The following is a 21,982-nucleotide window of genomic DNA, read 5'->3' on the forward strand; positions in this document are numbered from 1 at the left end:
GATGGTCCTTCGCGCCAGGGTGACGGCGCAGCGAGTTGCAGCCGTTATTATAGAAGCCCGTTGGGGGTTGCCCCGATCACAGACTGTCCTAAATACGTTCGTGCCCGTCCAATTTCCTCTCAAACTTGTCGACCGGCGCATGATTGCGCCCACCGTAGCCCACTGTCAGTTCGTGCGTGACGACGGGCAGCCGCTGGATTTCCAGCCCGGGCAGTTCATCCAGATTCATTTCAGCAACGCCGATGGCACCCCAACCAAACGCAGCTATTCGCTGGCGACCATCCACGACCATGCGTTGGGACCGGGCGAAGCGGTGGATATCGCAGTGAGCTTCGTGCCAGGTGGCGCGGCGACCGCGCTGTTCGAAGGGTTGGAGATCGGCGACCAGTTGCAGGCCAGCGGGCCCTACGGCCGTTTCTGCCTGCCGCCGGGCGACCACAACCGGCGCTATGTGCTGATCGCCACCGGCACCGGCGTCACCCCGTACCGCGCGATGCTGCCGCTGTTGGCCGAGGCGATCGCCACCCGCGGCGTGCAGGTGCTGCTGCTGCAAGGTGCGCGCACCCCGGCCGAGCTGTTGTATGGCGATGACTTCCGGGCGTTCGCCGATGCGCATCCGCAGTTCCGCTACGTGCCCTGCTTCTCGCGCGAACTGCCCGAGCAGCCGCACGCCGATGTGCGCCACGGTTACGTGCAGCAGCAACTGGCCGACATCGCCCCCGATGGGCAAGGCGACATCGCCTACCTGTGCGGCAACCCGGACATGGTGGATACCTGCATCGACGCGCTGAAAGAAGCCGGCCTGCCGAACGCACAGATCCGCCGCGAGAAATACGTCAGCCCGCCGCCGGCAAAGAGCTGAGGGCTTAGGCCTCGCGCGGGGCGGCTGTGGCCGGCCCCGCGCAGGTGATCCTGGCCAGGCAAGGTCATGCCCTGGCCATGGCGAGCGTGCCGCAGCGAGCACTGGCGGGCTGCGGCGCAACGGCGATGGCCGCCAGTCCTGCTCAGTCTCGCTGTGTGCGGACAAGCTGCGTCCGGATGGTGCCGGGCTTATCGGCTTGGCGCCTTGCCGGGCGCTCGCTGACAACGGTCCGGGCAATCGGATCGCGCAGGATCTGTATGTCAAGGACGCTTGACAGCCGGAACTATTCGGCGCATCTTGCCTGTCAAGCGTACTTGACAGGCGGGTGGGATGTCTCAGCAGCGTCAGCAGGCCGATCGCACACAGCCATGTGCGGCATCTCCATCGAAGCGCGCCTGTGCCCCGCGCTGGGCCACGCCTGCCATGGAGCAGGGCAGGCCAGGCGCATGACCACCTGCAATCGCAACGCGCTGATCGCGTTCTGCCTGGGCCTGGGATTGCTTGGCGTTGCGGCGCTGTGCCAGTGGCGGCAATTGCCGTTGAGCGAGTATCTGGCCGGGCTCAGTGCAGGTCTGGGTGTCTTTTGCCTGCTGCTGTCGCTGGTGCTGTGGCTATCGCGCGGCAATCTGCAAGACAGCACGCAACCGGCGCTGGCGCGACGCTATCACCGCGAATTCGGCGTGCCGATGCTGTTGTATGTGGTGATGCTGTTCTGGAAATATCTGCTTGGCCGCGTGGATCCCAACTGGGCGCGTGTGTTGATCGCGTTGTTGCCTGCGGTGCTGGTGGCGTTGGTGATCCGCGCGGTGGCGCGGCACGTGCGCGATTCGGACGAGATGCAACGGCGTATCGAACTGGAATCGATCGCCATCGCGGCCGGGCTGGTCAGTGGCGCGTACATGACCGGTGGCTTCCTGCAGGCCGCTCACCTGATCGACATCCCGGCAACGGTGGCGATGCTGTGGGTGTTCCCGATGTTGTGCGCGCTGTACGGCGTCACCAAGAGCATCAACGCGCGACGTTTCCAATGAACAGCCGGGTTCGCGCATTGCGCGAGGCCAGTGGCTGGTCACAAGGCGAGTTGGCCGAGCGGCTTGGCGTGTCGCGGCAGACCATCAATGCACTGGAGACCGGCAAGTACGATCCCAGCCTGCCGTTGGCGTTTCGCATCGCGCGGTTGTTCGGGGAATCGCTCGAGCACGTGTTTCTGTATGAAGACGGGCAGTAGCTGCGCCGGTCACATCCGACCGACTGCAGCGTCAGTGGACACGGAATACCAGGAGAGGGTGGACATGGTGAAGCAACCCACAGTGGTGGCGGCAGTGCTGGTCGCAATGCTGGCTGGCGGATGTCAGCGCGCAGACGCGCCTGCAAAGGAAAACGCTGCAGCGGTGCAGCGCACTGCGCCGCCGCGCGCGGCAAAAACCCAGACCGGCACAGCGGAAGGCAATCGTTATGGCGCGTTGCAGTTTGCGCCGTGCACGCTGAGCTCCGGCAGCGCCGCCGGCAATATCGAGGCGCAGTGCGCGCACCTGCGTGTGCCGGAAAATCCGGCCGTGCCGACAGGGCGCAACATCGACTTGAAGATCGCCTGGCTGGAGAGCGATGCCGGTGCGGGCAGTAAGCCGGACCCGGTGTTCTTCATTGCCGGTGGACCAGGCCAGTCGGCCACGCAGGTCGCCGCGATCGTGGACATGGGGCTGCGCGAGGTACGCAAGCAGCGCGACATCTTCCTGGTCGATCAACGCGGCACCGGCGGATCGCATCCGCTGCAATGCCGCGATGCGGCCGGCAAGGCGCTGACGCTGGAAAACGACAGCGCAGCCACGGCCGAACAATTGACCAACTACGCACGGCAATGCGCACAAGGGCTGCGCAACGATGCCGACCCGCGTTACTTCACCACCCGCCAAGCCATTGGCGACCTGGATGCGGTGCGCGCGGCATTGGGCGTGCAGCAGGTCAACCTGATTGGCGGTTCGTACGGCACCCGCGTGGCGCAGCGCTATGCGGCGCGCTATCCGCAGCACACGCGCACGCTGGTGATCGATGGCGTGGCGCCCAACGATCTGGTGATCGGCGGCGAATTTGCGCGCACCTTCGAAGATGCGATCGCATTGCAGGCAGCGCAATGCCGCAAGCAACCGGCATGCGCCAAGCGCTTTGCGGTGGATACGCGCACGCAGTTGCGGGATGTCGTCGAACGGCTGCGGCAAGCGCCGGTCGCGGTGGACTACCGCGACCCACGCACCGGCGCGCTGCGCCACGAACAGGTCACCGCCGACACCGTGGTCGGCCTGGCATTCGGGTTTTCCTATGCGCCAGAAACCGCTTCGCTATTGCCGCTGGTGCTGGACGAAGCAGCGGCCGGTCGCTACGCCTCGCTGATGGCACTGGCGCAGATAAGTGCCTCGGACATGTCCGATCAGATGAATCGCCCGATGCAATGGTCGGTGTTGTGCAGCGAGGATGCGGGCCGCTACACGCCGCCCACCGGCAAGGACGACACCTTACTGGGCGCGGAGGTGGCACAGATGTTCTTCGCCCCGTGCAAGGCCTGGCCTGCCACGCCGGCACCCGCGGCCGATGCGGCACCGTTGCGCTCCAACCTGCCGGTGTTGCTGTTGTCGGGCGAACTGGACCCGGTGACACCGCCACGCTATGCCGAACGTGTCTTGCAGGGCCTGCCGAACGGCCGGCACCTGGTGGCGCCGGGCCAGAGCCACGGCGTGTTCCGGCTTGGCTGCATGCCCAAATTGCTGGGCCAGTTTCTACAGACTGCCGATGCCAAGGCACTGGATGCGCAGTGCGTGGCCAGCCTCAACAATGTGCCTGCATTCACCTCGTTCAATGGATGGGAACCATGAGCCGCACCGACCACGCCACGGAGGCGCTCGCATGATCGTCGTCGATACGCTGCACAAATCGTTCAAGACCAAGACCGGGTTGGTGAAGGCGGTCGATGGGGTCAGCTTCAACGCGGCCGATGGCCAGATCACCGGCCTGCTCGGGCCCAACGGTGCCGGCAAGACCACCACCTTGCGCATGCTCTATACGCTGATGTCGCCCGACCAGGGCAGCGTCACCGTCGATGGCGTGGATGCCGCGCGCGACCCGGTGACGGTGCGCCGTGCGCTGGGCGTGCTGCCGGATGCACGCGGCGTGTACAAGCGGCTGACCGCACGCGAAAACATCGCCTACTTCGGCGAGCTGCACGGGATGTCGCGCGCGCAGATCGCCGAGCGCACCCGCCTGCTCTCCGACGCATTGGACATGGGCGACATTCTCGATCGCCAGACCGACGGTTTCAGCCAGGGCCAGCGCACCAAGACCGCGATTGCGCGCGCGCTGGTGCACGACCCACGCAACGTCATCCTCGACGAACCCACCAACGGCCTGGACGTGATGACCACGCGCGCGATGCGCGGCTTCCTGCAGCACCTGCGTGCAGAGGGGCGCTGCGTGATCTTCTCCAGCCACATCATGCAGGAGGTGGCGGCGCTGTGCGATCGCATCGTCATCGTCGCCAAGGGGACGGTGGTGGCCTGCGGCAGCGCCGACGAACTGCGCGCCGCCACCGGCGAAGACAATCTGGAAGACGCCTTCGTCAAGGCGATCGGCTCGGACGAGGGACTGCACGCATGAGCACCACATCGTTGTTGGCCACCGTGTGGACGGTGCTGCGCAAGGAACTGCGCGATATCGGCCGCGATCGCCGCACGCTCGCCTTGGCGTTGCTGCTCTCGCCGCTGTTGTATCCGATCCTGATTCTGGGCATGGGCGCGCTGAGCGAAAGCCGCGTGCGTACGCAGATCGACAAGCCGTTGGACATCCCCACGCTCGGTCGCGAAAACGCGCCGAATCTGGTGCGTTTTCTGGCCGCGCAAGGCCTCAATGCCGTCGATGCGCCAGCCGATCTGACCGCCGCAATCCGCAATCAGGATGTGGACGTGGCACTGCGTATCAGCGCCAGTTACGCCGACGACTGGCGCGCCGGCCGCCCCGCGCTGGTGGAGATCATCAAGGACAGCACCCGCCGCGAGGCCGACGTGCCGAGCATGCGCCTGCAGGCCGCGCTCGGCGGGTATAGCCAGCAGGTCGGTGCGCTGCGCTTGCTGGCGCGCGGTATCGATGCGCAGGTGGGCCGGCCGCTGGAAATCGCCGCGCAGGACCTGGCGACCGCCGAAGCCAAACGCGGCCAGATGATGGCGGTGCTGCTGCCGGTGTTGCTGGTGATCACCTCGTTTCTGGGCGGTGCGTCGTTGATTCTGGATGCCACCGCCGGCGAGCGCGAACGCCAATCGCTGGAGCCCTTGCTGGCCACGCCCGCGCCGCGCAGCGCCATTGTCAGCGGCAAGATCGCCGCCGCCTGCGTGATCGGCATGGTGTCGTTGTTGTTGACCTTGCTGGCGTTCAAGCTGAGTGCGCAGTTGTCGACGTCGAACCTGGGGCGTCAGCTCAATGTCGGCTTCGTGCCGATGCTGCAGATGCTCTTCATCCTGGTGCCGATGCTGTTCATCGGCACCTCGCTGCTGACCTATCTGGCCGCAGCGGCCAAGAGCATGAAGGAAGCGCAGGCGCATATGACCTGGTTGCTGTTGTTGCCGATGCTGCCCGGGTATGCGCTGATGGCGTATCCGCTGAAGACGCAGCTGTGGCATTTCGCGGTGCCGTTTCTGGCGCAGAACCAGATGCTGCTCAAGGTGATCCGCCACGAGCAGATCAATGCGCAGACCTGGGCGGTGTACTTGTTTGCCGGCTTCGGCCTGGCGGCGGTGTTGTGGTACGCGGCGGTGCGGCGTTATCACCAGGAACGGCTGGCGATTTCGGGCTGATGATGCTTCTGCGATTGGGAGTTGATCCCGAGCGCGGTGGATACGCGCGGACCGTCGCGCGCGGACCGTCGCTGCGGTTGAACTGCCAAGCGGGCAGCGAAGGGTGGAATGTCGCTGTTATCGATGGAGTGCTTGTGCCGCTTTGCCCTCACCCCAACCCCTTTCCCGCGTGCGGGAGAGGGGCTTTGTCATCCCTCCTCCCGTTTAATCCCTCCTCCCGTTTAATCCCTTCTCCCGCAGGCGGGAGAAGGTGCCCCGCAGGGGCGGATGAGGGCACCGAGTGCCAGTCAACAAAAAGCCCGCAGCGCTGCGGGCTTTTTGTTGGGCAACCGGCAGTTGCCGGGAGTGCATTGCGTCAACCATCAACCACGATCAACCAGCGCACCCACTTGGCCGCCTGCACACCGTGCAATCGCCTCACGACCTGCTCAACCCCCAGGATTGAACGACAGTGTGCGCCGGGTCGTCACCGGTGCAGCCACCGGCTCGAAGCGCCAGCGCTTGACCGCGTTGAGTGCTTCGCGGTCGAACACGCGCGGTGGGGTGGCGCGCAGCACGCGCGAGGCGGTGATCGAGCCGTCGGTGCCGACGGTCAGTTCCACCAACACTTCGCCGGAGGTGCCCGCGCGCAGTGCCTCGGGTGGATAACGCGGCGCCGGGGTGCTGATCGGGCGCAACGATTGTGCGGCCGGTGCCGCTGCCGCCGTAGCGGCCGCAGCCGGCGCAGGACGCGGCGCGGCCGCGGCCGGGGTCTCCGGCTGGCGGCGCGCAGCGGCCTGGCGTTCGGCTTCGGCGGTCTGCTGGCGGGCGGCTTCCTGTTGCGCGGCGATCTGCTGCGCAGCGGCCGCTTCGCGGGTCTGCTGCTCGGCCAGACGCTTCTGCTCGGCGGCCTGCTTGGCCTTGTCCTCCACCAGCTTCTTGGCCTGCTCGGCATCCTGCTCGGAGCGGCTGGCGGCGGTCTTCATGCCGGTTTCCAGGCCACTCTTCAGCCGCGGCAGTGCCGGTGCCTTGGGGTCGACCTTTTCGATCAACGCGATCAGGCGCTGCGCTTCGGGGAATTCTTCGCGGCTGATGCCCTGTTCGGCGGCGATCAGCGTGTACGGCAGCAGGTCGGTCAGCGCGCTGTTGACGGTGGCGTCCTGCGGCTGCTTTTCACGCAAGGCCAGGTAGTACTCCACCGCGTTGTCGCCAGCCGGGGCGTACATGCGGTTGTCCTGCAGTGCCTTGGTGGCCGATTCGCGCAACTGCTCGGCCGCCATCGATTGCACCTGCGGCGAGACCGCCGTGGCAGGTGTGGGCGCGGCAGCCGATGCCGCAGGCGTGGCGCCGGTCGCGGGCGTGGTGGCGGCCTTGTCTTCCTGCTTGGAGCAGGCGGCCAGACCCACCAGTAAAATGACCGGCGCGATCCGGCGTGCCATACGGCCCTGTGTCAGATCCAACATGCGTCCCCCTTTCCCCGAGTGCGAAAGATAATGATGCTGCGGTGAGCGCCGGCCACTGTTCCCGCAATGGACGGCAAAGCGGCAATCTAGCATTGCTGGGGCGCTGTAAGCCAAGGGGGCGCAGGGGGCGGGCGAAATTCAGTGCGCCGGAGCGGCCGGCGGCGCGTCGGCCGGCCGGTGGATCGACGGCTCGGGCAGCGCTGGGGCCGGGCAGTAGCGGCGCAGGAAGTCCGCATGCGCCGGCAACCGCACCAGGGCGGCGTCCACGCGGGCGCGAATGGTTTCCAGGAAGCGACCGAGTTCGGCATCGCCCATCAGGTCGGCCACCGGGTGGTGCTGCTTCGGCACGATGCCCTGGCCCAGCATCACCTGCACCCACGAGTTCTCGGCAAACAGCTCGTTGGCCTGATGAAACACCCGCCCGCTCTGGCGGAACAACTCCACCCGGTGCCGCAGCGTGTCGGGGATGTCCATCGCCGCGCAATCGCGCCAGAACGGCGTGTCGCGGCGGTCGGTGGCGTGGTAATGCAGGATCACGAAATCGCGGATATGGGTGATTTCGGCGGCCGCCTGACGGTTGTATTCGGCGATGTCGACATCGTTGATGACCTGCGGAAAGGTCTGCATCAGCCGGATGATGCCGCGCTGGATCAGATGGATGTTGGTCGATTCCAACGGCTCCAGAAAGCCGCTGGCCAGCCCCAGCGCCACGCAATTCTTTTCCCATACCCGATGCCGCTGGTTGGGCGTGAAGCGCAATGCGCGCGGCTGGGTCAGTGCGCAGCCAGTGAGATTGCGCTGCAAGACCTGCGCGGCGCTGTCCTGGTCCATGTAGCGGCTGGAATACACGATGCCGTTGCCGACCCGGTGCTGCAGCGGGATACGCCACATCCAGCCCGCCTGATCGGCGCGCGAGCGGGTGTAGGGCACCGGTGCGCCGACCGATTCGGTCTGTACCGCCAGTGCGCTGTCGGCGAACAACCACTGCGACCAATCGTCCGTGCCCACGCCCAGCGTCTTGCCGATCAGCAGGCCGGCGAAGCCGGTGCAATCCAGAAACAGATCGCCTTCCACCCGCGTGCCGTCCTCGAGCACCAGCGCGGTGAGATAGCCGCTGTGCGCATCGGTTTCCACGGCGCCGATGCGGCCTTCGCTACGGCGCACGCCGAAGCCTTCGCTGAAACGGCGCAGGAAGCGTGCATACAGGCCCGCATCCAGGTGGTAGGCGTAGTTCATGCCGCCGTTGGGCAGATGCGCAAAGCGGCCTTCCTGCGCGGCGCGCAATTCCAGGCAGTAGTCGCCGAAATCGCGCGCCACGCCACGCTGCCGGCCCTTCAGCCAGAAATGCTGAAAACCGGCGCTCCAGTGATCGGTGCCGGTGTGGCCGAACGAATGGATGTAGTGCTGGTCCACATCGCGCCAATGCTCGAAGCAGATCCCGAGCTTGATGGTGGCTTGCGTGGCGGCCATGAACGCGGCCTCGTCGATCTCCAGCAAGCGATGGAAGGTGACCAGGCTGGGGATGGTCGCTTCGCCCACGCCTACCGTGCCGATCTCGTCCGATTCCACCAGGGTGATCTGCAACTGCCGGCCCAATACCTTCGATAACGCAGCGGCGGCCATCCAGCCGGCAGTGCCACCGCCGGCGATGACCACGCGGCGCACCGGGCGCTGTTGCGGGTCGCAAGATGCAGTGTGCGGCATGCCTCAGCTCCTCAGCGATTCAGGCGTTGCAGCAAGCGCGCGCGCAGGCTGCGGGCGCGCGCGTCGTCCATCGGTGCCAGTACACCGCGTGCAGGCTCGGGCACATGCGCGGCGGTGTGCGCATCGGCGTCGAACACGTAATGCCGAAACACCTCCTGCCAGGTGGCGCGTTGTTCGGGTGGCAGGTCGCGGATGGTGAGCAGCGCCAGCATCAGCGCGTTCATTGGCGAATCCATGTAGGCCGGGCTCTGCCGCCACCAGAAATTGACCAGCACGTTGAACGGTTCCAGCGCTTGCACGTGATGCCACCACATGCTGGGAATGAACAGCGCATCGCCCGGTGCCAGCGCGGCAACCCATGCGTGTTCCAGCGCCTGCGCATACCGTGGAAACCGCTGCAGATCCGGCGCGGCGATATCGACCAGGCTGACCGGTTGCCCGGCCGGCGTGAGGTCGAGCGGGCCGATATACAGGTTGGCCAATTGCTCGGGCGGAAACAGCGTGAAGCGGCGGCGCCCGGCGACCACGCAGGCCAGGTTGTCGGGCAGATCCTGGTGCGCGGCGATGCGGGTGCGGTTGCCGATCCAGATGCTGGCCAGTGGCTCGGCCTGCGGTAGCGCGATCGGGTTGTGCGCGCGCAGGCCGGGCAGGTAGGTATCCAGCGTGGTGGAGCCGACATAGATCGCCGGCGGCTGCGGGTTGTGCAGATCGCGCAGCAAGGTCTCCAGCACCACCCCCAGCGGCACGCGCTCGGGGCGGAAATTGAAACCGCTCATGTCCGCGTTGTAGAAGAAGCGCCCATCGATCTCCGGCGGGCCCACCTGTGCCACCACCGCCTCGCCGCGGTCGAAGCCGCGCAAGTACGCAACCGCCGCCTGTGCGGAGGCCGCACCGGCCTGCGCCAGTGGCCAGTCGCGCACCAGCCCGCGCAACACCAGGGGCGTGGTGGAGCGCAGCACGGCTGGATCCAGCTGCTGCGGATCCAGCCCGTGCACCGCTTCGATGGCGCGCGGCTCAGCCAGCATGGCGGCGCTGCATGCGGTCGAGCAGGTGGCGGAACTGCGCGATCGAGGCCAGCGCCATGTACAGCGGCTCCAGATCGCCATGCCGGTGCAGATCCAGCAGCGCAACATCGTCAAGCGCACGCAGGCGTTCTTCATGCACCACGTAGAGCCCGGTCAAACTGCAGTGCTGGCCGTCTTGCAGGGTGGCTTCGAACACGAACGGTTCCAGCAACGCATAAGCGAGCAGGCGCGCGACAAACGCGTCGCTGGCAGCCAGCCCATCGTGCAGCGTGCGCAGTACCTGGCTGACGTGGTCGAGAAATGCAGTGGTACCGCCATGCTCGCGGAACAGCGGCTCGCCGTCGCTGCTGCTGATGCGCGGGCTGTCCAGATCCACGTGCACCATCGGGCCGTCGGGTTGTTCGCCGATCAAAAACGGTTGGCGCTGGATCGCCAGCGGCACATACGGCGCGTCCCAGCGCGCGCCGTCCAGAAACAGGTTCTCGCCCTGGCGCAGGCCCAGCAACGCCAGCGGTTGAAAACTGCGCTCGCCGCTGCGATGGAACACGATCGGGTATTGCGCCTGCAGTTGGCGAAATTCCTGCGGAAAGGTCGCAGCCGACATCACGTCGTCGCCATAGGCGGCGCCGTGCGCGGTGATCACGCGCAGATCGCGGTGATCGAGATTGTTCAACAACACGGCATTGGTCATGGGGGCTGGCACATCACGCGGGGCGCGTGGCCCATGCTTGGATAAAAGCCCTTCGCGTGGCAAGTGCCGGATGCACGACTCCGGTCAGCATGCTGAAAGGCCGTGCGAGCATCCCGGCAGACGCGCTGCCGGGATACTCGGTGCAGCGCCTACATCACCAGAACTTGTAGCGCACGCCCAGCATGTAGCGCGGGCCGGTCTGGGTGGCATAGATGATCTGGTTCGGATGACGGCCGTGCTGACGCTGCACCTCGTTGGTGAGGTTGATCGCCTCCAGGCTGAGCGACAGATTCTCGGTCCATTGGTAACCGATGCTCAGGTCCAGCTGACCGTAGGCTTCGGTATACACCGGGTTCGGTTGGCCACTGCCATCGAAACGCGCGGCCAGGAACTCGTCGCGCCAGTTGTAGGCCGCACGCACCTGCCACTTGTCCTTGTCGTAGAAGCCGACCACGTTGGCCGAGTCGCTCAGCCCTTCCAGCGCGAACTGCTCGCCGATCACGTAGTTGTCGTAGGTCAGTCCGGAGTCGACCATGGTGTAGTTGGCCGACACGCCGAAGCCGCTGGCGCCGAACATGTGCTGCAGGTTGAATTCCCAACCGTCCAGCGAGGCCGAGCGCTGGTTGGCCGGCGCGGTGATGGCGAAGTTGGCCACCGGATCGCCCGGCTGCCCGCTGATCACGCCGGTGGCATTGCCGTTGGTATCGTCCGCCCCACGCACCACACCGGGCGCACCGCCGCGATTGCGGAAGATGTAGTTGCGGATGCAGGTGAGGTCGGCCGAGGCGCAGCCATTGCCCAGCGCTTCGTTCCAGTACGCGCCGCCAATCGGGGTGTTCAAGCCCAGCGAGGTGTCGTTGCGCGTGGTCACGCCGATGTAGTTGTCGATGTTCTTGCGGAAGAAGCCCACCGACGCGTAGCTGGCATCGCTGTAATACCACTCCAGCGAAAAATCGATGTTGTGCGAGAGCAGCGGCTTGAGGCCGGGATTGCCCTCCTGGCCGGTGCCGCCCTCCAGGCGCGCGATCTGGTTGAGCGTCTGTCCGCCCTGGATATCGCCCCAACCGGGACGGCCGATGGTTTCGCCGTAGCTGCCGCGCAGCACCAGGTCCTCGGTGAGCTTGAAGCTCAAGTCCAGGCTGGGCAGCCAGTATTCGTACTTGCCGCTGCCGCTGGCGAACGCCGAATCGGCCAGGCGGATCGGCAACTCGTTGTTGGCGACCCAGTCGATGCCCACTGCCACCGGCACCAGCGCCTGCGCCTCCACCTTGGTTTCTTCGTAACGTACGCCGGCGGCCAGGCTGATCGGCACGCGCAACTCGTCCCAGCTGTTGTTCCACTGCAGGTAGGCGTTCTTGGATTTTTCGGTGACGCGGCGATCGGTGGTGAACTCCGGCGAGATGCGGTACAGCGCGTCATCGCCGGCCACCTGCGCGGCGGCCTGGCGGGCACGCTCGAAGTCGAACAGGAACAGCTGGTTGAACTGCGCCGGATTGCCGCTGCCATCGATCGCATCGAAGTACTGCGCAAACGAACTGGGACTCCACAGATCGTCCGGATAATCGGCCGCGGTGCCGTTGCCGCCCCAGGTATCGCGCTGCACGTTGGAAAACGCCGATCGGTTCTTGACTTCGGTGCTGCCGATGCCGAACTTCAACTGCGAATAATTTTCGAAGGTGAAGTCGCCGTTGACCTGGGCCTGGTCGATCTCCGACTTCATGTAGCTGTTGCGGAACGCCGACCCGGTGACCAGCGTGCGTGACGGATCCAGCCCGTTCAGACCAAACCCCAACTGCTGCTGCAGCACCGGGAAATCCTTGCTGAAATCCACCACCGAGGTGCCGCGGTAGAAGCCGGAAACGCCCAGCGAATTGCTCGAGCCGTACGGGCTGTCCGCACCGGCTTCGGCGGTGGACTTGTGGATATCGAAGTTGAGCTTGAGCTGATCGCTGACCGCCCAGTCCACGTTGAAACCGAGCGACTTGTTCTGATTGCGCGTGGCTGCATTGGAGCCGGCGGTCGATAGATCGCTGGTGGCCGGATTGACGAATTCCGAGTAGGTGATCGGACCTGCCACCGGACCGTTGGTCCAGGCGCTGGCCGACGGCCCGTAGTTGAACCACACCGACATCTCGTTGCGCTGCTGCTGGATCTTGTTTTCCGAGTACGTGTAATCCAGCGTGGTGGTGATGTTGTCCAGCGGCTTGTACTGCAGCACCAGCTGCCCGTTGGTGCGCTGGCGTTCGACGCCGACCACGCGGTAGTTGAGGTTCTGCGGCACCGAATAGATATCGTTCGGACCAGGGCGGTTGACGATGTTCTCCGAACCCGGCGCACCCGGCTGCGGGATGGTGCCGTAGGCGGTGGAGTCGCCACGGAACGCGCGCCAGCCGTTGGGCACGCCGACCTGGCTATAGCCGAAATCGCGTTCCTGATAACTGCCGCTGAGCGACACGCCAAAGCGTCCGTCGGCCGAGGTGTTGCTGAAGATGCCGGAGATTTCCGGCGTCAGCGCATCGCCTTGCAGACGCCCTGGCAGGTTCTCGTTGGAGCTGTCGTGCACGCCCTTGAGACCGACATTGGCATGCAGGCCCGGGTTGTCCAGCGGCCGGGCCGTCTTGATGTTGATGGTGGCACCGATGCCGCCGGTGGGCGTACTGGCGCGACTGGTCTTGAACACCTCGATGCCGGAGATCGACTCGGACGCCAGGTTGGCGAAGTCGAACGCACGCGAGTTGGAGGCGTTGGATTCTTCGATGCTGGCGCCCGGCATCTGCCGGCCGTTCAACAGCACCAGGTTGAAGTCCGGGCCGACGCCGCGCACGGTGACGCGCGAGCCTTCGCCCAGTGAGCGGTCGATCGACACGCCGCTGATACGTTGCAGCGATTCGGCCAGATTGGTGTCGGGGAACTTGCCGATGTCCTCGGCCACGATGCCGTCGACGATGCCTTGCGCATCGCGTTTGACGTTCATCGACGAGGTCAGGCTGCCACGGATACCGGTGACCTGCACTGCATCGAGCGTGGCTGGATCGGCCTGGCTGGCGCCGGGAATGGGAGATGCCGACTGCGGCGCCGGCACGGTCTGCGCGGCAAGCGGTGTGGACAACGCAAACAGTAGTGCAGACGTCAAACGCCGCGTGCGCGGCAGGGTGCGTGGCTCTCTCACAATGATTTCTTCCCCAAACGAAAAACGCCGGCCCCAAGGCGGGACAGGCAAAGTCAATCAAGCAAGCGAGCATTTGTTGTCGCGGCGTGGGGCAAGTCAATTTGCAGTGCAGCATCGGCCTGCGCCAATTGCGTCACACACCGTTCCAATCCACACGGCGTGGCATGCACGCGTGCCGATGCCTCAGGCCGTACCATCGCGCGTTGACGGTGTGCAGCGACATGCCGCCTCCCCCTTTCGAACTGGAGCGCACGATGATCGATCTGTATTACTGGCCCACTCCCAACGGCCACAAGGTCACCCTGTTCCTGGAAGAGGCCGGGCTGGACTACACGCTCAAGCCGCTCAACATCGGCAAGGGTGAGCAATTCGAACCGGACTTCCTGCAGATTTCGCCCAACAACAAGATGCCGGCAATCGTCGACCACGCACCGGTCGATGGCGGCGGAGCGCAGAGCGTGTTCGAGTCCGGCGCGATCCTGCTGTACCTGGCCGAGAAGACCGGACGGTTTTTGCCGCGCGATGCACGCGGCCGTATCGCCGCACTGGAATGGCTGTTCTGGCAGATGGGCGGGCTGGGGCCGATGAGCGGCCAGATGGGCCACTTCACTGTCTACGCCCCGGAGAAGATTCCCTATGCGATCGAGCGCTACAACGCCGAGGTGCGTCGCCTGCATGGCGTGCTCGACAAGCGTCTGGCCGCGCACGCGTTTCTGGCCGGAGACGACTATGGCATCGCCGATATGGCCAGCTACCCGTGGATCGAGGTCTACGCCGACATCCGTCCCGATTACGCCGATTTTCCGCATTTGAAGCGCTGGCATGACGCCATTGCCGCACGTCCAGCCACCCTGCGCGCCTATGCGCTCAAGGAGCAGGTCAACCCCAACGCCGGTAAGCCGCTGAGCGAGGAAGAGCGCAAGCATCTGTTCGGCAAGCGCTGACGCGCAGCATCACGCCGTCTCCTGCCGGGAGAACGGCCGGCTCGATCGACTGCCGGCGCTCCCTCTCCCATCCGTCCTGCGGACACCTTCCTCCGCACGCGGAAGAAGGAACGTCCCGCGCGGAAGACGGCATGTCGAAATCGAATGCGCACGAGCCCCTTCCCGCAGCCGGGAGAAACGACGTAAATCGAATGCGCACCGGCCCCTCTCCCGTCTGCGGGAGAGGGGTTGGGGTGAGGGCAGTCCTCGCGGGCGCCCCAGCGCTTCCCAAACGCCCAGCACCCCTGCATCCTGCCCCGGCACTCCCGCCAGGATCTTCAATGCGTTCCCTGTTCGCAGCCCTTGCCCTCATGCTCAGCACGATCACCACCGCCCACGCCGACAAACTCACGCTGGAAGCCATCACCGGCCCATTGCCGTTAGCCGGCCCGACGTTGATGAAGCCCAAGGTCGCACCCGACGGCACGCGTGTGACCTTCCTGCGCGGCAAGGACAACGACCGCAATCAACTGGATCTGTGGGAATACGACATCGCCAGCGGCCAGACCCGCCTGCTGGTCGATTCCAAAGTCGTGCTGCCCGGCACCGAAACGCTCAGCGATGCAGAAAAAGCCCGCCGCGAGCGCCAGCGCATCGCGGCGATGACCGGCATCGTCGATTACCAGTGGGCACCGGACGCGCACGCATTGCTGTTCCCGCTCGGTGGTGAGCTCTATCTGTACGACCTGCGCAAGACCGGCGCGGCGGCGGTACGCAAACTCACCCACGGCGAAGGCTTCGCCACCGACGCCAAGCTCTCGCCCAAGGGCGGCTTCGTCAGCTTCGTGCGGGAGCGCAACCTGTGGGTGATCGATCTTGCCAGCGGCAAACAAGCGCAACTCACCGGCGATGGCAGCGTGACCATCGGTAACGGCGTGGCCGAGTTCGTCGCCGACGAAGAAATGGATCGCCACACCGGCTATTGGTGGGCGCCGGACGATTCGGCGATTGCCTTTGCGCGCATCGACGAATCCGGCGTACCGATCCAGAAACGCCCGGAAGTCTATGCCGACCACACCGAGGTGATCGACCAGCGCTATCCGCAGGCCGGCCAACCGAATGTGGCGGTGCAACTGGGCGTGATCGCACCGCGTGCCGGTGCGGCGCCGCGCTGGATCGACCTGGGCAAACACCCCGATATCTACCTCGCGCGCGTGGATTGGCGCGATGCGCAGCGACTCACCTTTCAACGCCAGTCGCGTGACCAGAAAACCCTCGAGCTGATCGAAACCACGCTGGTCAACGGCAAGCAACGCACGCTGATCACCGAGACCTCGCCGACCTGGGTGCCGCTCAACAACGATCTGCGGTTTCTCAAGGACGGCCGTTTTATCTGGAATTCCGAGCGCAGCGGCTACGAGCATCTCTACATTGCGTCCGAAGACGGCCGCACGCTCACGCCGCTGACCTCCGGCGCCTGGGTGGTCGATGCACTGCTCGCCGTCGATGAGCAGGCCGGCACGGTGTACTTCGCTGCAAGCAAAGAGTCGCCGACCCAGACCCACATCTACGCCGTGCCGCTGGCCGGTGGCGCGATCGAAAAACGCTCCAGGCCCAATGGCACGCACGCAGGCAGTTTCGCCAGTAATGCCAGCGTGTATGTCGATACCTGGTCCAACACCACCACGCCGCCGCAGATCGAGCTGTTCCACGCCAATGGCGAAAAGATCGCCACGCTGCTGAAGAACGATCTGGCCGATCCGCAGCATCCTTACGCCAGGTATCGCGATGCGCAGCGCCCGGTGGAATTCGGCACGCTCACCGCTGCCGACGGCAAGACGCCGCTGCAGTATCGGTTGCTCAAGCCGCATAACTTCGACCCGGCCAAACGCTATCCGGTGATGGTGTACGTGTACGGCGGCCCGGCCGCACAAACCGTACTCGATGCCTGGCCGGGCCGTGGCGATGCGTTGTTCGACCAGTATCTTGCCCAGCGCGGTTATGTGGTGTTTTCGCTGGACAATCGCGGCACCCCGCGACGCGGCCGCGATTTCGGCGGCGCGCTCCATGGCAAGCAAGGCACGGTCGAAGTGGACGACCAGTTGCAGGGCGTGGCCTGGCTCAAGACGCAGCGCTGGGTGGACCCGGCACGCATCGGCGTGCAGGGCTGGTCCAACGGCGGTTACATGACCTTGATGTTGCTGGCCAAGCACAGCGAGGCCTACGCCTGTGGCGTGGCCGGTGCGCCGGTCACCGATTGGGGCCTGTACGACACCCACTACACCGAGCGTTACATGGACCTGCCGGCCGGCAACGCCGATGGTTATCGCAATGCACGCGTCGCCACCCATCTGGATGGCCTGCGCGCCAAGTTGCTGCTGATCCACGGCATGGCCGACGACAACGTGCTGTCCACCAACTCCACCGCGCTGATGAGCGAGCTGCAGCAACGCGGCACGCCGTTCGAACTGATGACGTACCCCGGTGCCAAACATGGCCTGTCCGGCAGTGCCGCCTTGCATCGCTACAAGACGGCAGAGGCGTTTATTCAGCGCTGTTTGACGCCAGAAACGGTCGGAAAGGGAAGCGAGTAGTCGCCACTTGGGCGCGGAGTTCCGCAACAACGTGCAGTGGTAAGGTGGCCGCCGATGCCGAGCACTTGCCCACACAACGTGTCTGGCCGCGCTGTAGCGTAGCGTGCCGCTCGCGTCATCTGCAGTCGTTTGCCAACAGCTGACCTAGAAGGACGTTGCCATGTCGTCGCCGCCACCGATTCCCGCTGCATCGCCTTCCACGGTGCAATCGCCCAGCTTCTGGAGCCGGCACTGGAAGTGGATGGTGCCCGGCATTGGCGTGGCGCTGTTCCTGCTGTTGGCCCTGGCGATCGGTGGCTTGCTCTCGGTGATTGCCGCAACGCTGAAGTCCAGCGATGTGTATCGCGATGCGCTTTGCATCGCACGCGCCGATGCGCGCGTGGTACAGGCGCTGGGCACACCGATCGACGACGCGTTTTTGCCCAGCGGCAGCATCAGTTATACCGGTCAGGCGGGAGATGCTCGCTTCAGCGTGGACCTACATGGTCCACGCGGCGACGGAAACGTACAGGTGGACGCCACGCGGCGGCACGGACGATGGAGCTATCAGACGCTGACGTTCGCGAGCGGGCAGGCCGAGCCGATCAGCCTGCTACCGGCCACGCACGCGCCATCGCAACCCTGCATGCCATGACCTAAGACGCATTGCCGCAGACGCTGCAGATGGGTAGGGTCGCGCTACTCACATCTGCGGATTTGCGACATGAAACCACTTGTTCTTGCTGTTGCGCTGGCGCTCGGTTGTTCATTGCCATTGCAGGCACAGACCGGCAACACCGCGCAGGCCCAGCCTGCGGTGCCGGCCTGGGTAAAGACCAGCAATGGCTACGCGCAGATCCTGCTCAACGCGCAGGCGCCCTTCCAACCCGAATACGCCAGCTTCTTCGGCGTGCCCGGCTATGACGACCAGGTCATCGACCTGGGGCCGAAGAATCCTGCGCGCTATCGCGAGGCAATGAGCAAGGCACGCGCTGCGTTGCAGGCCAAGCTGGCCACCGAGCGCGATGCCAACGTGCGCCAGGACCTGCAGATCATGATCGGCGCGGCCGAACAGAACATCGAAGGCAGCGAGCTCAACGAACGCTACCTACTACCGTGGAACGACGCCCCGCAGCTGGTCTTCAGCGGCCTCAACGGGTTGTTGTCCGACCAGACCGCGCCCGAGCGCCGCGCCAAGGCGTTGGATCGCCTCAAGCGCTATGTCGGCCTGGTGCCGGGGAGCACGCCAACCACCGTGCTGGCGCGTCAGCGCTATGAAGAACAGCTTGGCAACACCGCCTTGCTGCAGCCCACCGAGCGCGAAGTGGAGCAGGCGCTGGCGAACGTGGACACCTACGTCGCCGGCATCGGTGAGTTGTTCGCCAAGTACAAGATCGCCGGGGCCGACGAAGCGCTCAAGGCAATGTCCACCCAGCTCAAGGATTACGCCCGCTGGACCCGCACCAGCGTGCTGCCGAAGGCGCGCAAGGACACCCGCTTGCCCGAGCCGCTCTATGCCTATCAGCTCAAGCAGGTCGGCATCGATATCGCCCCGCAGCAGCTGATCCAGCGCGCGCAACTGGAGTTCATGGAAACCCGCGCGGCGATGCGCCAGCTGGCGCCGCTGGTGGCCAAGGCCAAGGGCGTGCAGGGCGGCGATTATGTGCAGGTGATCCGCGCGCTCAAGGGCGACACCATCGCCGATGACCAGTTGGAGACCCACTACCGTGGCGTGATCGATCAGATCGACCCGATCATCCGCCAGCAGCGCATCGTCGATGTGCCCAATCGCCCGATGCAGATGCGCCTGGGCAGCGCGGCCGAAAGCGCCGCACAGCCGGCACCGCATTTCCTGCCCGCGCCGCTGATCGGCAATACCGGCCAGCAAGGCCAGTTCGTGCTGCCGCTGGGCAACCCGACTGCCGACGGCAGCAAAAAAGAGCAGTACGACGATTTCAACTTCGGCTCGGCCGCCTGGACGCTCAGCGCGCACGAAGGCCGCCCCGGCCACGAGCTGCAGTTCACCGCCATGGTCGAGCGCGGCGTGTCGCTGGCGCGCAGCATGTTCGCGTTCAACTCGGTCAACGTGGAAGGCTGGGCGCTGTATGCCGAAGCCGAAATGGTGCCGTACGAACCGCTCGACGGTCAGTTGATCGCGCTGCAGTTCCGCCTGTTGCGTGCGGCCCGTGCCATGCTCGACCCGATGCTCAACCTGGGCCTGATCGATCGCGAACGCGCGCGCCAGGTGCTGGAAAACGACGTCGGCCTCTCGCCGGCGATGACCCGCCAGGAACTGGACCGCTACACCGTCCGCGCGCCCGGCCAGGCCGGTAGCTACTTCTACGGCTACACCCGCATTCTCGAGCTACGCATGCGCACCGAGCTGGCATTAGGCAAGAAGTTCGACCGCCTGGCCTTCAACAACTTCCTGCTCGACCAGGGCCTGCTGCCGCCTGACCAGCTGGCCAAGGCAGTGGAGACACAGTTTGTTCCAACACAGCAGGGCAAGCGCTGATTCGGCAGATGGTGATGTCCGATGGGCGCGATGCCGCAGGCTGCAGGCATCGTGTCCGCGTGTATCCCTCAGCGGCGAACAGCGGCGACCTAACGTTGCGAGCTGTGTTCAGCAGATGCACGCACCGCGCACACTGGTCGCAGTGAACGCATGGGCTGCCGATTCCGCGCACCGCCGCCTGCTTGGCGGCTGGGGCGTTTCGACAACCGCTCCAAGCTCAACGCACGGACGGCGCTGGCTGCGGTGCCTCGTGCTGCTGCGCACCCGCCGGCACCCAGATCGCCATGCCGGCCGCGCGCTTCTGCGTGGTCGGGATGCCGATGCCCAGGCCGCCGCCGACCCGGCCGCCGTAGCTGCCGCCGCCCACCGACAGGCCGCCGCCGGAGCGCTCGGAGCCCACGCCGACGATGACCACGCCATTGGCGCCGAGCTTGGCGGCTTCGCGCTTCAGCCGCAGGACGGCCGCATCGGTCTGGCCCTGGGTGCCGAAACCGGCAGCGCTGGTGGATTCGAGTTGGGCGATCTCCACCGAGCCGGCCGGTGCGTTGGAGTACACCTGCACCTGCGCCGGGTCGATCGGCGCCCGTGCCTGGCCCAGCATGACCTTGGAACTGCTGGCGCAGCCGGCCAACAGCAACGCCAGCGCAGCTGCAGTGACGATGTGCTTGTTCATGGTGTAGCCCCCTGGGCATGGCGGTAATGACGGCGATGATCCGGCGCATGGTCTGAATCGCGCCCGACGTTGCCCGCACCCTAGCCATGCCGATGTGAGGCTCCCGCCAAGCCGCCATTGGTCAGGGTGACCACCCGCCCGCGCCGTGTTGGCGTGCACGGCGCTAAGCTCGTGCCTTCTTTGAAAGGCGAGGTGGCACGTGGGACTGATCAGCCTGCTGTGGGGCATTGTGGCGTTGCTGTGGATGGTGCCGGCCTTCATCCCATTGCTGGGCTGGGGCAACTGGTTCCTGATTCCGTTTGCAGCAGTGGGCGCACTCATTGCGGCGATCGCGTTGTTGTTCACCTCGGCCGGCAACCGCGGCCGGGCCAAGACCGGCTTGTTGCTCAATGGCCTGGTGATCGTGGTCGGTGTGATCCGTCTGAGTCTGGGCGGTGGTGTGTTCTGACGGGGAACTGGCCGTTGCAGCGCTGCGACACAGCGTCGCAGCGCGTTCGGCGACGGATGGCGGGCGTAGACTGGTGCGCTGTTGACAGGAGCCCGTAATGGCCCATCCCCACTATCGCCCCCGCCGCATGCGCCACGATGCGTTTTCGCGTCGGTTGATGCGTGAAAACACCCTCACCGCCGACGATCTGATCTGGCCGGTGTTCGTGCATGAGTTGTCCGGCCGCGCGCCGATCGCCTCGATGCCCGGCGTCGAGCGCCTGTCGCTGGACGAGTTGCTGCGCGAGGCGGAAAACGCGCTGGAATTGGGCATCCCGGTGATCGATCTGTTCCCGGTGATCGACCCGGCCGGCAAGAGCCTGGATGCGGCCGAAGCCTGGAATCCGGACGGCCTGGCGCAGCGTGCGGTGCGCGCGCTCAAGTCGCGCTTTCCCGAGCTCGGGGTGATGACCGATGTGGCGCTGGACCCGTACACCACCCACGGCCAGGACGGCATCATCGACCACAAGGGCTATGTGCTTAACGAGATCACCGTCGAGGCGCTGGTCAGGCAATCGCTGTCCCATGCGCAGGCCGGCGTGGACATCATTTCGCCGTCGGACATGATGGATGGACGCATCGGCGCGATCCGCCGCGCGCTCGATGCCGACGATCATCTCAATGTGCGCATCATGGCGTACTCGGCCAAGTACGCCTCGGCGTTCTACGGCCCGTTCCGCGATGCGGTGGGCAGCGCCGGCAATCTGGGCAAGGCCGACAAGACCACCTATCAGATGGACCCGGCCAACAGCGACGAGGCCATGCGCGAGATTGCGCTGGACCTGGAAGAAGGCGCGGACATGGTGATGGTCAAGCCGGGCATGCCGTACCTGGACGTGGTGCGCCGGGTGAAGGAAGAGTTCCGCGTGCCGACCTTCGCCTATCAGGTCAGTGGCGAGTACGCGATGTTGAAGGCGGCCAGTGCCAACGGCTGGCTGGACGAACGCAAGTGCGTGCTGGAAGCGCTGATGGCGTTCAAGCGCGCCGGCGCCGATGGCGTGCTGACCTACTTCGCGCCGCAGGTGGCGCGCTGGCTGCGCGAGGCGCCCTAAGCGGGCGTTGCTGCGGGGGCACGTGGCGCTGT

The 21,982-nt window shown here is 65.5% G+C and carries 18 protein-coding genes; 12 read left to right on the plus strand and 6 right to left on the minus strand.

All coding sequences use genetic code 11. From position 1 onward, the window contains the following. Position 1 precedes the first annotated feature (1 nt). From GGR61_RS06520 to GGR61_RS06545, 6 genes are all read left to right on the plus strand, one after another. The gene (locus GGR61_RS06520) at positions 2-862 is read left to right on the plus strand and encodes a ferredoxin--NADP reductase (RefSeq protein WP_184620850.1); all 861 of its coding nucleotides are present in this window, start codon (positions 2-4) and stop codon (positions 860-862) included. A gap of 446 nt (positions 863-1,308) precedes the next feature. Continuing rightward, entirely contained in the window at positions 1,309-1,893 is a 585-nt protein-coding gene (locus GGR61_RS06525) for a hypothetical protein (protein ID WP_184620851.1), read from the plus strand. Beyond that, positions 1,890-2,090, plus strand: coding sequence for a helix-turn-helix transcriptional regulator (locus tag GGR61_RS06530; protein ID WP_184620852.1), 201 nt, complete (start codon positions 1,890-1,892; stop codon positions 2,088-2,090). The genes GGR61_RS06525 and GGR61_RS06530 overlap by 4 nt, the downstream gene beginning before the upstream one ends. A gap of 58 nt (positions 2,091-2,148) precedes the next feature. After that, entirely contained in the window at positions 2,149-3,729 is a 1,581-nt protein-coding gene (locus GGR61_RS06535) for an alpha/beta hydrolase (RefSeq protein WP_184620957.1), read from the plus strand. Between the two features lie 31 nt (positions 3,730-3,760). Then, the gene (locus GGR61_RS06540; protein ID WP_184406434.1) at positions 3,761-4,507 is read left to right on the plus strand and encodes an ATP-binding cassette domain-containing protein; all 747 of its coding nucleotides are present in this window, start codon (positions 3,761-3,763) and stop codon (positions 4,505-4,507) included. Continuing rightward, on the plus strand, positions 4,504-5,697 hold the full coding sequence (locus tag GGR61_RS06545) for an ABC transporter permease (RefSeq protein WP_184406433.1): 1,194 nt from the start codon (positions 4,504-4,506) through the stop codon (positions 5,695-5,697). Before GGR61_RS06540 ends, GGR61_RS06545 begins: the two co-directional genes overlap by 4 nt. A 428-nt stretch (positions 5,698-6,125) precedes the next feature. Here GGR61_RS06545 and GGR61_RS06550 read toward each other — a convergent pair whose 3' ends face one another. The 5 genes from GGR61_RS06550 to GGR61_RS06570 all read right to left on the minus strand — a co-directional run bounded on the left by GGR61_RS06550 (position 6,126) and on the right by GGR61_RS06570 (position 13,728). Next, positions 6,126-7,139, minus strand: a complete 1,014-nt coding sequence (locus GGR61_RS06550; protein WP_184620853.1) for an energy transducer TonB — start codon at positions 7,137-7,139, stop codon at positions 6,126-6,128. 138 nt (positions 7,140-7,277) lie between these two features. Beyond that, entirely contained in the window at positions 7,278-8,843 is a 1,566-nt protein-coding gene (locus tag GGR61_RS06555; protein ID WP_184620854.1) for a tryptophan halogenase family protein, read from the minus strand. A gap of 11 nt (positions 8,844-8,854) precedes the next feature. Then, a complete protein-coding gene (locus GGR61_RS06560; protein WP_184620855.1) occupies positions 8,855-9,868 on the minus strand; it encodes a cupin-like domain-containing protein in 1,014 nt (337 codons plus the stop codon). Continuing rightward, entirely contained in the window at positions 9,858-10,559 is a 702-nt protein-coding gene (locus tag GGR61_RS06565; protein WP_184620856.1) for a SapC family protein, read from the minus strand. Before GGR61_RS06565 ends, GGR61_RS06560 begins: the two co-directional genes overlap by 11 nt. A gap of 154 nt (positions 10,560-10,713) precedes the next feature. After that, a complete protein-coding gene (locus GGR61_RS06570; protein ID WP_184620857.1) occupies positions 10,714-13,728 on the minus strand; it encodes a TonB-dependent receptor in 3,015 nt (1,004 codons plus the stop codon). A 254-nt stretch (positions 13,729-13,982) separates the two neighbouring features. Here GGR61_RS06570 and GGR61_RS06575 point away from each other — a divergent pair, with 254 nt between their 5' ends. The 4 genes from GGR61_RS06575 (at position 13,983) to GGR61_RS06590 (ending at position 19,739) form a co-directional block, all read left to right on the plus strand. Beyond that, the gene (locus GGR61_RS06575; RefSeq protein WP_184620958.1) at positions 13,983-14,672 is read left to right on the plus strand and encodes a glutathione binding-like protein; all 690 of its coding nucleotides are present in this window, start codon (positions 13,983-13,985) and stop codon (positions 14,670-14,672) included. A 320-nt stretch (positions 14,673-14,992) separates the two neighbouring features. Then, positions 14,993-17,245, plus strand: a complete 2,253-nt coding sequence (locus tag GGR61_RS06580; protein WP_184620858.1) for a S9 family peptidase — start codon at positions 14,993-14,995, stop codon at positions 17,243-17,245. Positions 17,246-17,405: 160 nt separating this feature from the next. Beyond that, positions 17,406-17,879 (plus strand): cytochrome c oxidase assembly factor 1 family protein, encoded by a 474-nt coding sequence (locus GGR61_RS06585; RefSeq protein ID WP_260287058.1) that lies wholly within the window; start codon positions 17,406-17,408, stop codon positions 17,877-17,879. Positions 17,880-17,948: 69 nt separating this feature from the next. Beyond that, positions 17,949-19,739: a DUF885 domain-containing protein gene (locus GGR61_RS06590; protein ID WP_184620859.1), complete on the plus strand. Its 1,791-nt coding sequence runs from the start codon at positions 17,949-17,951 to the stop codon at positions 19,737-19,739. 217 nt (positions 19,740-19,956) lie between these two features. On the opposite strand, the gene GGR61_RS06595 is transcribed toward GGR61_RS06590, so the two are convergent. Continuing rightward, a complete protein-coding gene (locus GGR61_RS06595) occupies positions 19,957-20,412 on the minus strand; it encodes a hypothetical protein (RefSeq protein WP_184620860.1) in 456 nt (151 codons plus the stop codon). 205 nt (positions 20,413-20,617) lie between these two features. Between GGR61_RS06595 and GGR61_RS06600 the strand changes: the two genes are divergently transcribed. Together GGR61_RS06600 and hemB are read left to right on the plus strand one after the other, a co-directional pair. Beyond that, a complete protein-coding gene (locus tag GGR61_RS06600) occupies positions 20,618-20,860 on the plus strand; it encodes a hypothetical protein (protein ID WP_184406611.1) in 243 nt (80 codons plus the stop codon). Positions 20,861-20,957: 97 nt separating this feature from the next. Beyond that, entirely contained in the window at positions 20,958-21,950 is a 993-nt protein-coding gene (gene hemB, locus GGR61_RS06605; RefSeq protein WP_184620861.1) for a porphobilinogen synthase, read from the plus strand. Positions 21,951-21,982 lie beyond the last annotated feature (32 nt).

This window comes from Xanthomonas sp. 3058 (assembly GCF_014199765.1).
GTDB lineage: Bacteria > Pseudomonadota > Gammaproteobacteria > Xanthomonadales > Xanthomonadaceae > Xanthomonas > Xanthomonas campestris_B.

Coding starts and splice junctions, on each gene's coding strand:
- GGR61_RS06540 (WP_184406434.1), top strand. CDS start 3,761: ATGATCGTCGTCGATACGCTGCACAAATCGTTCAAGACCAAGACCGGG.
- GGR61_RS06525 (WP_184620851.1), top strand. CDS start 1,309: ATGACCACCTGCAATCGCAACGCGCTGATCGCGTTCTGCCTGGGCCTG.
- GGR61_RS06530 (WP_184620852.1), top strand. CDS start 1,890: ATGAACAGCCGGGTTCGCGCATTGCGCGAGGCCAGTGGCTGGTCACAA.
- GGR61_RS06555 (WP_184620854.1), bottom strand. CDS start 8,843: ATGCCGCACACTGCATCTTGCGACCCGCAACAGCGCCCGGTGCGCCGC.
- hemB (WP_184620861.1), top strand. CDS start 20,958: ATGGCCCATCCCCACTATCGCCCCCGCCGCATGCGCCACGATGCGTTT.
- GGR61_RS06545 (WP_184406433.1), top strand. CDS start 4,504: ATGAGCACCACATCGTTGTTGGCCACCGTGTGGACGGTGCTGCGCAAG.
- GGR61_RS06565 (WP_184620856.1), bottom strand. CDS start 10,559: ATGACCAATGCCGTGTTGTTGAACAATCTCGATCACCGCGATCTGCGC.
- GGR61_RS06550 (WP_184620853.1), bottom strand. CDS start 7,139: ATGTTGGATCTGACACAGGGCCGTATGGCACGCCGGATCGCGCCGGTC.
- GGR61_RS06595 (WP_184620860.1), bottom strand. CDS start 20,412: ATGAACAAGCACATCGTCACTGCAGCTGCGCTGGCGTTGCTGTTGGCC.
- GGR61_RS06590 (WP_184620859.1), top strand. CDS start 17,949: ATGAAACCACTTGTTCTTGCTGTTGCGCTGGCGCTCGGTTGTTCATTG.
- GGR61_RS06560 (WP_184620855.1), bottom strand. CDS start 9,868: ATGCTGGCTGAGCCGCGCGCCATCGAAGCGGTGCACGGGCTGGATCCG.
- GGR61_RS06575 (WP_184620958.1), top strand. CDS start 13,983: ATGATCGATCTGTATTACTGGCCCACTCCCAACGGCCACAAGGTCACC.
- GGR61_RS06520 (WP_184620850.1), top strand. CDS start 2: ATGGTCCTTCGCGCCAGGGTGACGGCGCAGCGAGTTGCAGCCGTTATT.
- GGR61_RS06580 (WP_184620858.1), top strand. CDS start 14,993: ATGCGTTCCCTGTTCGCAGCCCTTGCCCTCATGCTCAGCACGATCACC.
- GGR61_RS06585 (WP_260287058.1), top strand. CDS start 17,406: ATGTCGTCGCCGCCACCGATTCCCGCTGCATCGCCTTCCACGGTGCAA.